The organism is Pseudomonas sp. R4-84 (assembly GCF_054130985.1).
On record NZ_CP096390.1, the window covers coordinates 3,149,410 to 3,162,751 of the forward strand.

A 13,342-nucleotide genomic window follows, 5' to 3' on the forward strand; every position below is an offset into this window, starting at 1 on the left:
ATGATGTCCTCGAACGAAAACCTTGCCACCCTCTTCAACCCCACCGGCGCGCTGCGCGCTTCGATCAACGTGGGCAATCCCATCCTCGCGCGCCTGGACGAATCCGGTCGCGCGGCCGGAGTATCGGTCGATCTGGCGAATGCCTTTGCGGCCCAGCTCGGGCTGCCACTTGAACTGCGGGTGTTCAACAGCGCCGGCGAGTCCGTGGCGGCGGTTTCAGAAGGCCGCGCCGACTTTGGCTTTTTCGCCATCGACCCGGTTCGGGCCGAACAACTGGCCTTCACCGAACCTTATGTGGTGATCGAGGGCTGTTACCTGGTCAGGGATGACTCGCACTTCAAGGACATCGCTCAGGTGGACCAGCCAGGTATCGAAGTGGTGGTCGGCAAAGGCAGCGCCTATGACCTGTACCTGACGCGCGAACTCAAGCACGCCACGATCACTCGCTCACCGACTTCGCCAACCGTCGTCGATACCTTCCTCGCCGAGGGCGCCGACGTGGCAGCCGGCGTGAAGCAACAGCTGGAGTTCGATACCACTCGCTTCCCCGGCCTGCGCCTGTTGCCGGAGCGTTTCATGGAGATCCGCCAGGCCATGGGCGTTCCCCATGCCTATGGCAAGGAAGCCGCCGAGCGCTTGCGACAATTCGTGGAGCAGGCCAAGGCCAGCGGCTTCGTTGCCGAGGCCATCAAGCGCCACGGCATCGTTGGGGCCACCGTCCCCGGTTGACAATCGCGCACACCACTTTCGCCCTATCCAATAAAAACAAGAGTATCTGACATGTTGGCATTCCTTGGCTTATCAATGGTCGTGGCATTTACCTACCTGATCATGTCGAAACGGCTCTCGCCCATCGTCGCATTGATCGTCGTACCGGTGATCTTTTCGATTATTGCCGGCTTTGCGCTGACGACCGACAAGATGATGCTCGACGGCATCAAGATGGTAGCGCCGTCGGCAGCGTTGTTACTGTTTGCGATTCTGTTCTTCGGTGTGTTGTTCGACGCAGGCCTGTTCGACCCGATGATCAAGACGATCCTGCGGGTGGTGAACGGCAACCCAGTGAAAATCGCCATAGGTACGGCCATTCTCTCGTTGACCACCGCGCTGGATGGCGACGGCACGACCACTTACATGATTACTTGCGCAGCGATGTTGCCGTTGTACAAGCGCATCCAGATGAACCCCATGATCCTGGCCAGCATCTGCGTACTGTCATTGAGCGTAATGGGTGGGATGACGCCTTGGGGCGGACCCGCCACCCGTGTCATCGCGGTGCTCGGACTGGACGCCGCCGAGTTCTTCATTCCATTGCTGCCAACCATGGCGGCCGGCGCAGTGGGCGTGCTTTACGTGGCGTTTGTGCTGGGGCGGCGCGAACTTCGGCGAATCGGTGTAGTGACCCTGTCGAGCGGCGGAGATGACTGCTATATCGATTCCATCCTCGGCCAGGGGGACCACAAGAAACCCAGGATGGTGCTTCCCAACCTGGTGCTCGTATCGATAGTCATGGTCTGCCTCGTCACGGGGCTGCTGAACTCAGTGATCAGTTTCCTGCTGGGGTTCGTGATCGCCCTAATCATGAATTACCCGCATCTGAACCTGCAAAAAGAACGGATGCTCGCTCATGCTGGCAACGCGATGGTTGTTGTGTTGCTCGTGTTCGCAGCGGGGGTATTCGCAGGCATTTTTTCCGGCACGAAAATGGTTGATGCGATAGCGCAGCTGTTGGTAGACACCATTCCTCCTTCCTGGGGCCATCTGTTTCCGCTGGTGGTTGCGATCACTAGCATGCCGCTGACGTTTCTGCTGTCCAACGATGCCTATTACTTTGGTGTCGTCCCCATCCTCGCCAATGCCGCGGCGGCCTACGGTATCAGCCCCATTGAAATTGCCCGGGCATCGGTGCTCGGCCAGCCGGTGCATCAGATCAGTCCCCTGGTGGCATCGACGTTGTTGCTGGTCGGCATGATCGATCGAGACCTCGGCGACTTCCAGAAAAGCACGATCAAGTGGGCGGTGCTGCTTTCGCTTCTGATGACGGGCTTGTCGTTGCTTACCGGGGCCATAAGCCTGTTTACCTGACGGCCCAAGACGAAACTGGTCGAAGTTAATGGAACTGCTATCGTCAATAAAGACCTGAGTAGTTGCGATCTATTTCGTATCCAGGTCTTCATGGAGTGATGATGTCAGAAGCAGTGGAACTGCTCGCTATAGATGAATGGGCCAAGCCATCGCCACACAGCGAGTGTGACGTGATTATCGTCAACTACAATGCCGGCGACCTTTTGCGGGCGAGTGTCAGGTCGGCGTTTGCGGCCGGTGCCTCCAAGGTGATCGTGGTGGACAACGACTCCCGCGATGACAGCTTGATGCTGCTTGCGCGAATCGACGCTGCGACCGGCTCGCTTCAGATTGTCCGTAATGCCACCAACCTCGGCTTCGCTGCGGCGTGCAACCAAGGTGCCCGCCTGTCGGAGGCGTCCAATCTGCTTTTCCTGAACCCGGACACCGAGCTCGCCGCCGATGCCATAGACCGCATGCTGCAGGCACTGCGCAGCTCACCGGGGATCGGCATGGTCGGCGGCTTCCTGTGCAATCCGGACGGCAGCGAGCAAGCGGGTGGGCGCAGGGTGTTTCCAACGCCCAGGCGAGCTTTCATGCGGGCCTTCGGCCTTTCGCGGCTCTCGGCCCTTTTCCCATCGGTGCTGTCCGATTTTTTACTGCACAAGGAGCCGCTGCCCCGCGTTCCGGTTGCCGTCGAGGCCATTTCCGGGGCTTGCATGCTGGTCAAGCGCGAAGCGATCGAAAGCGTCGGGCTTTGGGATGAGGATTATTTTCTTCATTGCGAGGACTTGGATTGGTGCATGCGGTTCCATCAGGCCGGCTGGCGCGTTCTGTTCGTGCCGGATGCTCGGGTAATGCACGTCTTCGGCGGCTGCAGCCGTCACCGTCCCTATTTCGTCGAGTGGCACAAACACCTGGGGTTCCTGCGTTTCTATCGCAAGTTTTTCCGTCGCAAGTACCCAACCGTCCTATGGGTCAGCGTGATCATCGGGGTCTGGCTTCGATTCGGCCTGGTGGTGCTTCGCCACGCGACTAACCGGCTTGGACAAACCTGGAATCCACGGTAAGAGAGCTCAAGTGCGGATAGGACTATTGGGCGGCTCCAGCTTCCTGGGCGAGCGCGCATTGCCATTGCTGACACAGGCCGGCCACTCGACGACATCATTCACCCGAAGCCCGCCAAAGCCGCCCTGCCCCGGTGTGACGTGGCGAAAAACCGGCGACTGGCACGGACTGACGCTGGACACTTTCCTATCCTTTGCTCCTCTTTGGGTGTTGCCCGATTATCTAGAGCGTCTTGCCAGCACCGACGTCAAACGTGTTGTCGCCCTGTCCTCCACGAGCCGCTTTGCCAAGCAAGCATCGCCTGACGTTCGGGAGAAGGACGTCGCGCAACGCTTGATAAACGCAGAAGAACAGTTGGAACAGTGGGCGACCGAACGGCGGATCGAATGGGTGGTCCTGCGACCGACCCTGATCTATGGCTTTGGCGCCGACAAGAATATTTCAGAGATAGCGCGCTTCATCCAACGCTTTGGATTTTTCCCGCTCATTGGCGGCGCGACTGGGTTGCGCCAACCGGTGCATGGTGCGGACGTAATCCAGGCGTGCCTGGGCGCCTTGAGCGTGCCGGGGCTGCCCAGTGGCGCCTACAACCTATCGGGAGGAGAAACGCTGCCGTACCACACGATGGTGGGCCGGATATTCCAGGCCATGGGACGCCCGGCGCGAACATTGCCTCTTCCCGCCGGAGCAGTGAGCCTGGGCGTTTCGATCCTGCGCTGCCTGCCCCGCTACCGACACCTTTCAAGCGCATTGGTGGCGCGGATGAATCAGGACCTGGTGTTTGACCACTCGAATGCCCGTGATCGGCTTGGCTTTGCTCCCAGGGCATTTCATTTGATGGATGAGGACTTGCCTGGGCGATGAACATGGGCCTGCCAAGCGCCCCACTTGCTTTCGTAGTACGCCTGGTTCTTATCCCAAAGGGCTTGGTACTCACCACTGGCGATCAGCTTCCTGAAGGACGCCTGCCCGTAGTGATGAACGAACGCATCTTCGGCACAGACGGTGCGATAGCCCGCCGCCTGCACGCGACGGCTGTAGTCGTCGTCTTCGAACATTCCGATACCGAATGCTTCATCCAGATACCCCACCTCGTCGAGGATGCCTCGGCGAAATGCCACACAAAACATTGCGAGCATCGGGATATCGAACGACTGTCCGGTGTGAGCTTGGGTGTGACGGTCTGCAAACGCCTGCATGTGTTGAATATCGCTGTAGGAAATTTCAATTTTCGCTTCGTTTCCGACCGTGTTCGTGACCGGCCCGACCAAGCCGATGCTCGAATCCCTCAAATGCATGACCAACGGATCCAGCCAGCCGTCAGGCACTACCGTGTCGTTATTGAGCAGCAGCAACACGTCACCATCGGCTTCGCGCAAGCCCTGATTGTTGGCCGCGGCAAAGCCCCGATTGTCAGGATTGAGGATAACTTTTGTCGTCGGCACCTCTCGACTCAGGCGCTCCAGATACTCCCTCGTGCCGTCCTCCGAGCCGTTGTCGACGACGATGAGCTGGTAGTTGGGCCAGGCGGTATTGCGCAAAATACTGTTTACGCATTGAACCGTCAGGTTGAGGTTGTTGTACGTCACCACGACGATGGAGACTTTTTCGTACAGCCCGACAATAGCCTGTTGCATGCTGTTGTAGCGGTCCTTCCAATCGTTGGCCCGGGCGAGTTCCACACGTCGCTTGAACAGGGCCAGGTCGCGCTCGGCCAAGGCCCGTTCGATCTGCTCGATGAACTCATCGACACCGGTTGCGAAGTACAGCAGGTCTTCATAAAGGCTCATCTCCGCCAGTGGCGTGGAGATCACCGGTTTGCCTGCGCTGATGTACTCATAGAATTTCACCGGATCAACCGCATGCGTCACGTTATAGAGCCTGAAGGGAATCAGGCAGGCATCGAAATGATCCAGGTAAAGCGGCATTTGCGAGTAAGGCTTGCGGCCCAGCAATTGCACATTGGGCTTGTGCTCCAGGCCCGCCATGTCCTCGACGAAAACGTCTCCCACCAGAATGAAATTCCACCCTGGGCGCCTGTCCGCCAACGCCGCCAGCAATGGGTAATCGAGCCATTGCGCCAGGGCGCCGTAGTACCCGATCACCGGGCCGCAGAGCCCGCTCAGCACATCGTTGCTAAAACAGTGCTGGCGAAAAAAAGCGAAATCCACGGCATTTCGCACCAGCACGCAACGAGGGTTATGGGCGGACCATTTCTGGTGTAGCAGCGCGGCGGAAACAGTGACGACGTCCGCCTGGGCGATCAAGGTCTTTTCCTCGTCCAGCAGCTGTTCGCCGATGTTCGGGAAACCATCCCAGTCATCCATGCAATCGTAGAGGACGCGCCAGCCACGTTCGGCACGCAGGCTGAGCACCACGGGACTCCAATAGGCTATATGCACCACTGTGAGCGCGGTCCTGATGCGCATATCGGCAATCAGCGCAGCCAAGGCACCTGATAACGCCTGATGATTTTCAGGTGTCACTGTTTTTTCGTAATACGCCTCCTGCGCCCCTCGCTGCAGTGCGACTTCAAAGACATTGGGCGCCACTGACGTCAACCGATAGGGCTTTCCCTGCTCCGGCACACTGGAGGGGACGATGTAGAAAACCCGATGACCATGGTTCGCAAACTGACTCATCAACTGCTGGGGTCGCTGGAAGCGTGCGGCCCAATCGATGTTGGCGAAGCAGAGAATATCCAGGCACCCTTGAGTGGCGAAATCCGGTTGCGCCTCAACGTTCGGCAACGGCTCCGGTGCCGCCGGGTAGACGAGTGCGGCGGCGGGTTCGGGAAGTTCCTGCGTTGCTGCGCCAAAACCATAACGCATCACACGGAAAAGCGAGCGCAGTGGCCGGGTGAAACGCCACGAACGGGTGTTTTGCAGGAACTCGACTTTTGCCAAGGCAGTGTCGCGCTCATCGATGGCCGCGTCTCTTTGGGCCAACGCGGCGTCGCGGTCGATCAAGGTTCGGTCGAGCTCAAGCACGTGGGTACCCATGCAGCGGTGTGTTGTCGCCGGGCGGCCACATGGAACTGACTGACCCTGGTCGATAGAACGTAGCCGTCAGGCTACGGCGGGAAGCATGGCAACCGCTCACCACGGGAGTGACCGCATGCCAGGAATTATCCGAGCGCACCAGAACCGCCGAATTGCCCACCAGCGGTTCAATCTCGGCCGCCACGGCGGTGGGATCGTTGCGATGCAGGATGTTCAGGCAACCGCCGTCGTTGCGGTCCCAGGACTCGTTGAAATACAGGATATGGGTGACCAGTTTATCCGGCAGGTCCGGATGGGCCCCGAGGCTCGCACCGGGACCGTAATGAAAAACGTTGACCTCCATGGGCACGGTACGCAGATCGATCCCGGTCATTTCCGACATGGCTTCTCGATAGCCGGCCGAGCCAAGATCCCGCGCCAGCCGCAACCACGCTTCGCTCAGCTCCTGCGGGAAGGCAATCGCGTTGGTGCCCATGCCCACCAGGGCGCGGGCCTCGTAGTCATAGTTTTTTTCGCCACCATATCCGCTCACGGTCTTGAAATGATCGTGGGGAAAGGATGCCGCCAACGCCGTTGCATCCTCGGCCGAATACAGGCCGTCAATTTGCGCCCATGAGTACGGGTGAGCTTTGAGCGCCGCACGCGTGAGACGAGAGATATCTAGCATTGTCTGTTCCTGTTCGCTGTCAGGTTTCTGATACCACGGGCGATGGAACGCAGTGGCGCGGTCATTCGGAACGAATTGGAATTCTGCAGCTCAAGCATCCTGGCGTCACTGAGGGCCAACTGCTGGCTGAGCTGGACTATCCGATGTTGCTGGGCCAGGTCCTGCGCAGCGAGGTCTGGCGCCGGCTCGATGATGCCCGGCTCCGGTACGATGTGGCTTGCCGTCGACTGAACCGCCAACGGTTCATGTCCCTGGACGGCGGCTTCGAGCAGATTGGGCAGGTGCTGCATAAACGCGCCCAATGCAGGTTGGGATGAGGTTTTACCCTGGCGAATGATCGTCGCGACCCGATCCCAGTGCTCGACCAACCGATCCGCCGCCTCGAGCGCCGCCGGCGATGGACGGGTCTTGCCGACGCGCGAAACGAACCATTGCGGGTCGATCGTCCCAGCCTCCGGCAAGGCATGAAGCGAGTCGAACCCCGCCAGTGCCGTGTACTTGCCCGTGGTCAGGTCCGCCGAGCAAAACACCGGGACGCCAAACGCCAGGGCGGTGATCGCCAAGTGGTAGCTATGGCCGATCACCGCTTGCGCCTGGCTGATAATCTCTGCCATCAGCAACGGTTCTGGCCAGACCGCCAAGGTAATGGCCCCGGGCAGGCGCGCGGCAATGACGGACGGATCGTCACCCAACACCGGACCTATCGGCACCACCAGGAACTGATAATCCTGGAACGCCTCGGGGTGGTCTTCGAACAGTTTTACGAAGGACTCCACCACGTGGATGGCGTGGATCACGATATAGGGCCCCGTCAGCCCAGCGCTCTCGCGCAGGCGAATGAATTCAGCGCAGGGCTGCTGCTCGTCGATCAAGCGGGGCAAGCCGAACGCGGTATCGGGCAGCACCTCGATCTCGGCGCGCTGGGTGAGCGCGCCAAGGGTGTCGCGCGTCAGTGCATCACGAACCCTCACGTACTGGCTTTGCTCCAGGGCCATCGTCAACAATGGCCTGGCCCAATCGGGGACACCGTTGCAGTGCATCCCGGGGGCGTTCCAGATCACCGGAATCGCGTGCTGCAGCGCGATCAGCGCAGGCGTCAGCCAATAGCCGGTCGGGTGATGAATATCGGGCGTTGTCGGACCATAGCCGTGGGCAACGACTTTATCGAATCGAATCAGGAAACCGCCGCCGATCAAGACGCCATCCAGGCGGGCCGCGACATGGGGAAGCTCCGTCAGCGACGATACCGCGTAGGGCCACTCAGGTGGTTTTTTTTCATGGTAGGAAAACCGATGCAGCTCGACTCGACCCAAGCGCCGGGCCAACTCCGCCTCGGCAATGATCGGAAACAGCAGGTCGCCGTAATTCTCGACATCAAAAGTGCCACATATAGCAACCTGCCATGTGTGCTCGTCCGGGTGTTCCGTCATCGTTTCCTCTCCTTGAGTCCGACAAGCCTCGGCAAGCGTCTCAACCGCTCGCGAGCCGACCCGCTGCAATCCCAGGTCGACCATGCCCAGAAAATTCCTGTGGTTTGGCAACATATCGAACGCTAATGGCGCGACCTGTTTCTCGATCAACTGCGAGGTCTCTTCCGTGGCGCCGTGCAACAGCTTGAGGGTGACATGATAGCGTCCCTCGGCGAGGTTGGCCGGGAAGCGCACCGTGATCGCCGACCGCCGCCAGCCGTTTTCGGCCGGGCCCGGTGACAGCGCGAAGTTGCCGCCGCCAATCACCAGCAGCCTTGCCTCCTGGACAGTGAAACTGATGTTGGGTTGCGTGATCGATTCATGCAGCACCACCTCGACGCGAATCTCGATGTCATCGCCATACAGGTAACTGGAGCAAGGCTGTTGGGTATTGGTGAAGCAGGCAGCGCTGATGTGCCCCTCTTCGGTCCCGAAGGCGATCCCCTCCTGGCCACCCATGAACGGCTTGCGCGTCACCTGTGTGGCACCGCCACTGGCCCAGCGCCGTTGCTCATCACGCATGTCGAGCAAGTGCAACTCGGCCATTTCATCGGGCGATCCGCTGGCGACGACCCGCCCGCCGCGCAGATAGATCACCCGGTGGCAGAAGCGCTTGACCATGCTCATGTCATGGGAGACGAACAGCAGCGTCGTGCCTTTGGCCGCCAGCTCTTCGAGCCGATTCAGGCATTTGAATTGAAAGGATGCATCGCCGACGGAAAGAGCCTCATCGACGATCAGGATCTCCGGCTCCACACAAACCGAAACGGCGAAAGCGAGCCTCACCAGCATCCCGCTGGAGTAGATCTTGGTGGGCTGGTCGATAAAGTCGCCGATGTTGGCGAAGGCGATGATGTCTTCGAACCGAGCGTCGATCTCCGCGCGACTCAAGCCCAGCACCGCCGCATTCACATAGACGTTTTCGCGGCCGGTGAACTCCGGGTTGAAACCGGACCCCAGCTCAAGCAACGCCGCAATCCGGCCATGCCCGCGGACGCTTCCCCGGGTCGGCGTCAACGTTCCGCAGATCAGTTGCAACAGGGTGGATTTGCCACTGCCGTTACGGCCGATGATGCCGACGGTCTCCCCCTTGGCGATGGTCAGGGAAACATCGTCCAGGGCCCAGAACTCGCGGTAGAAACGCTTCCTGCCGCGCACCAGCATCTGCAACAGACGGTCCTTGGGCGCCTCGTAAATCTGATAACACTTGCTCAGGTTCTCGGCACTGATGGCCACTTCAAACGACATCGGCAAAACCCTTCCATGAATCACGACCCTATTGCGGCGCTACTGAATCCGTCCTTCGCTGGGTGCTACGAATGAGTTAAGCACAGATGGAATAAAAAACTTTGAATGAAGCCGATTTGGTCTAACCTTCATGAGACCCAACCCAAGGAGCAATTGATATTGTCTTGAGGACCAAGCACCCATGCAGTCGTTCAGTATTTCTCCTGCCGCCATGATCAAGAGCGTCTTGATCAATCGGATCCTGATCTACGTGTTGATCCGCCGGGAAGTGACCGGTCGTTACAAAGGTTCGATGCTCGGTATCCTTTGGTCGTTCTTCACGCCGGTTTTCATGCTCGTGGTCTATACCTTCGTGTTCAGTGTCGTCTTCAAGGCTCGGTGGTCCGGCGGCGGCGAATCCAAAAGTGAATTTGCCCTGGTGCTGTTCGCCGGCCTGCTGGTTTTCAACCTGTTCTCCGAATGCCTGACCCGCGCGCCGGGCCTGGTGCTGGCCAATACCAATTACGTCAAGAAGATCGTGTTCCCATTGGAAACCCTGCCCCTCGTATCGCTCGGCGCAGCGCTGTTCCACATGGCTATCAGCGTGCTGGCATGGCTGCTTTTTTATGTGCTTCTGTTCGGCCTTCCCCCGATAACCGCGCTGCTGCTGCCACTGGTGCTGTTGCCGCTGATATTGCTGACGCTGGGTATCTCCTGGTTTCTCGCCTCGATAAGCGTTTACCTGCGCGATATCGGCCAGTTCATCGGCATCGTCGTCACCGCGATGCTGTTCCTGTCGCCGATCTTCTACCCTCGCTCGACGCTTCCGCAAAACTACCAGGTCGCCTTGCAGGCAAACCCGCTGACGCTGCCGGTGGAGATGGTTCGCGACGTGTTGTTCTGGGGCAGGCCGCCGCAATGGGAACAATGGGCCACTTACTCGGTAGTCGCCGTGCTGATTGCCTGCGTCGGGTTTGCGTGGTTCCAGAGGACACGCAAAGGCTTCGCCGATGTCATTTGAGCGGGTTGGCGTGGCGCGCTGCCCAGCAACCGCTATGATGATTCGTGGCGCGACTGGAGACTGGGCGCGGCTGGTAATTGAAGTCGACGACGATCCTGAAACACTTGGGGTGCGTTGCCGTAATGACCAAAGGACTCGAAAAACGCATGGACCAGATCAACCGTCTTGTTGATTGCATTGACCAACTGTCTCGCTCAACACAATCCAGATCCATTGAAGCCCAGCAGTTGGTCAAGGAAATCGAGAACCGAGATCGGCTTATCAGACAACTGCGTCTTGGTTCACAAGCGCTTCGCACACGCCTGGCGCTTCAGGAAGGCAAGACCGGGCGCTTGCGTGAGCAACTGCGAGTGGCCGAGCAGCGCCTCAAAGAAACCGAGGCACTGCTGCGGACAAAACACAGCGAGGCGGTCGCGCTTTCCGATTGGGCGGTGGACCTGCGCGCCCAGTTGGCGGCGAAACAGGCTGAGCTGTTCAAGCTTTCGGACTGGGGCAACGCCATCGAACGCGCCCCCCTGCGTTATTCCATACGCAAGCAGCTTTATCGGATATCGCGCCGGGTCTATGCCTGGTTGCCCCTCACCGCGCACCAGAAAAGCAAGCTGGCGCATCGGCTTCGAAGCTGGTTGAAACGCCCCAAGGCGACGCCGGGCGAGCCCGCGACAGCCACCAGCCTGATCCCGCTGCAATCGCTGCCACCGCCCGTAGACCTAGCCGTACCGTCGAGCCACGGCCAGCCCACGATTTTGATGTTCGGGGTGATCGACTGGCACTTTCGCATCCAGCGTCCGCAAAACCTGGCCAAGGAGCTGGCCAGGGCCGGACAGACCACTTTTTATATTTCCAACAACTTCATCGACGATGATGCCCCGGGCTTCGAAGCAGAACCCTTGGCAGGCTCCGACCGGCTGTTCCAGATCCGTTTCAAGGTGCGCGGCGCGCCGCCCATCTATCACGCCCCACCGTCCGCCGCCGCGATCCATCAGTTGTGCCAAGGCCTGGCGATGCTGCTGGAATCGGCGAATGTCGGCGCCGTGGATTGCATCGTCCAGCACGCCTACTGGTTCCCCATGGCGAGGCGTGTCCCCAACGCCACGCTGGTCTATGACTGCATGGACCACCACGAAGGCTTCGGCAATGTCGCCCAGGAATTGCTCGACCTTGAGATCGCCTTGATGCGCAGGGCGGACCTGTTGGTGGCGACCTCCGACTGGATCGAACAACACGGCAAACGGGAAAACCGCAACGTCAAGGTGATCCGCAACGCCTGCGAGTTCAGCTTCTTCAGGCAGCGTCCCGACAAGGTCTATGAGGACACCGCGAACAGGAAGATCATCGGCTATTACGGCGTCATTGCCGAATGGTTCGATCTGGACCTGGTCAAGCAAGTCGCCCGGACGTTTGCGCAACACTTGATCCTGTTGATCGGCAGCGACACCGTCCAGGCAAGGAAATACTTCAAATCCTGCCCGAACGTGGTCTTTGAAGGCGAAGTCCCCTATGCCTCCCTGCCCTACTACCTGCACGCCATGGACGTGTGCCTGCTTCCGTTCAAGGTCATGCCGCTGACCCTCGCCACCAACCCGGTCAAGGTCTATGAGTACCTGAGTGCGGGCAAACCGGTGGTGTCGGTAAAACTCCCGGAGTTGAGCCAGTTCGGCGAACTGGTCTGGACGGTTGAACAGCCAACGCAGTTCATCTCGGCCGTCCGCAACGTCCTGGATGCGCTGCCAGAGGCCGGCGCCACGCGACAGGCGCGCCAATCCTTTGCCCAGGGCCAGACTTGGCAGCATCGAGCCGCCAGCCTGCGCCAGGCCATCGCGACGTTGCCATTGCCCAAGGTCAGCGTCGTGGTGTTGACCTACAACAACCTCGAACTGACCAAGGCCTGCCTCGACAGCCTGCTGACCCAAAGCCAATACCCGAACCTTGAGATCATCGTCGTCGACAATCACTCCAGCGACGAGACCCCGAGCTACCTCACGGCCTGGGCCGACGGCCATCCTGACCGGATCGTCATCCTGAACTCCGAGAACAAGGGGTTCGCCGCCGGCAACAACCTGGGCCTCGCGGCGGCCACTGGCGATTATCTGGCCATCCTGAACAACGACACAGTCGTCACCGCCGGCTGGGTCAGGGGCTTGATCCGCCATCTGCGCGACAACAAGGAAATCGGCATCATCGGCCCGATCACCAACAACATCGGCAATGAAGCCAAGGTCGGCACCCACTATGAACGAATAGAGGACATGCCCGCCGAAGCCGCGCGACTGACCCGCGCCCGCATGGGCGAGTGGTTCGAAATCAACACTCTGGCGTTTTTCTGCGTGATGCTTCCACGCTCGACCTACGAGCAGATAGGCGGTCTCTGCGAAGAATATGGCCTGGGGTTCTTCGAGGATGACGATTACTGCCGCCGCGTGCAGCGCCGTGGCATGCGTGCGGCCTGTGCCGAAGACGTCTTTGTCCACCATCACCTGTCCGCCTCGTTCAACGCCTTGGGTGCCAGTAAAAAACAGGCACTTTTCGAGAAGAACCGGGCGATCTACGAGAGCAAGTGGGGCACCTGGGTCCCCCACAGGTACCGAGATGCATAGCAGACGTTGGCTCGTAATTGCTTACTCAAGAAGTCAGAGGAATCTATGGCGAGGGAGCTTGCTCCCGCTGGGCTGTGCGGCAGTCCCTTTTCATGAGTGCTTCGCACTCAAGCGAGAGCAAGCTCCCTCGCCACGGATTTTGGGCAGCCCTGAATGAGTAACGTTGTCCCTTCAGCCGAGACGATATTTTGCCGAGATACAGCCTGAAATACGCAATGGTGTTGGTG

Annotated in this window: 9 protein-coding genes and 1 pseudogene; 6 read left to right on the plus strand and 4 right to left on the minus strand. The window is 59.5% G+C overall.

Going from position 1 to position 13,342, the window contains the following annotated elements:
* The 4 genes from M1D68_RS14120 to M1D68_RS14135 all read left to right on the plus strand — a co-directional run bounded on the left by M1D68_RS14120 (window position 1) and on the right by M1D68_RS14135 (window position 3,996).
* On the plus strand, window positions 1-729 hold the full coding sequence (locus M1D68_RS14120) for an ABC transporter substrate-binding protein (protein ID WP_457967213.1): 729 nt from the start codon (window positions 1-3) through the stop codon (window positions 727-729).
* A gap of 51 nt (window positions 730-780) precedes the next feature.
* Window positions 781-2,085, plus strand: a complete 1,305-nt coding sequence (locus M1D68_RS14125) for a CitMHS family transporter (protein WP_457967215.1) — start codon at window positions 781-783, stop codon at window positions 2,083-2,085.
* A gap of 101 nt (window positions 2,086-2,186) precedes the next feature.
* Window positions 2,187-3,134: a glycosyltransferase family 2 protein gene (locus M1D68_RS14130; protein ID WP_457967217.1), complete on the plus strand. Its 948-nt coding sequence runs from the start codon at window positions 2,187-2,189 to the stop codon at window positions 3,132-3,134.
* Between the two features lie 64 nt (window positions 3,135-3,198).
* Window positions 3,199-3,996, plus strand: a complete 798-nt coding sequence (locus M1D68_RS14135) for an NAD-dependent epimerase/dehydratase family protein (protein ID WP_457967219.1) — start codon at window positions 3,199-3,201, stop codon at window positions 3,994-3,996.
* Here the strand turns inward: M1D68_RS14135 and M1D68_RS14140 are convergent.
* The 4 genes and pseudogenes from M1D68_RS14140 to M1D68_RS14155 form a co-directional block, all read right to left on the minus strand.
* Window positions 3,963-6,122, minus strand: coding sequence for a glycosyltransferase (locus M1D68_RS14140; RefSeq protein ID WP_457967221.1), 2,160 nt, complete (start codon window positions 6,120-6,122; stop codon window positions 3,963-3,965). The two genes, M1D68_RS14135 and M1D68_RS14140, sit on opposite strands and share 34 nt — an antisense overlap.
* Window positions 6,115-6,801 carry a 2OG-Fe(II) oxygenase gene (locus M1D68_RS14145; RefSeq protein WP_434647836.1) on the minus strand — a complete coding sequence of 229 codons (687 nt, stop codon included), beginning with the start codon at window positions 6,799-6,801 and terminating at the stop codon, window positions 6,115-6,117. The genes M1D68_RS14140 and M1D68_RS14145 overlap by 8 nt, the downstream gene beginning before the upstream one ends.
* Window positions 6,795-8,231, minus strand: a complete 1,437-nt coding sequence (locus tag M1D68_RS14150) for a polysaccharide pyruvyl transferase family protein (protein ID WP_457970723.1) — start codon at window positions 8,229-8,231, stop codon at window positions 6,795-6,797. The genes M1D68_RS14145 and M1D68_RS14150 overlap by 7 nt, the downstream gene beginning before the upstream one ends.
* 30 nt (window positions 8,232-8,261) lie before the next feature.
* A pseudogene (locus M1D68_RS14155) lies at window positions 8,262-9,518 on the minus strand (ABC transporter ATP-binding protein); the annotation flags it as partial.
* A gap of 181 nt (window positions 9,519-9,699) precedes the next feature.
* Between M1D68_RS14155 and M1D68_RS14160 the strand changes: the two are divergent.
* A complete protein-coding gene (locus tag M1D68_RS14160) occupies window positions 9,700-10,518 on the plus strand; it encodes an ABC transporter permease (protein WP_457967223.1) in 819 nt (272 codons plus the stop codon).
* A gap of 122 nt (window positions 10,519-10,640) precedes the next feature.
* On the plus strand, window positions 10,641-13,115 hold the full coding sequence (locus tag M1D68_RS14165) for a glycosyltransferase (RefSeq protein WP_457967225.1): 2,475 nt from the start codon (window positions 10,641-10,643) through the stop codon (window positions 13,113-13,115).
* The last annotated feature ends 227 nt before the right edge of the window (window positions 13,116-13,342 follow it).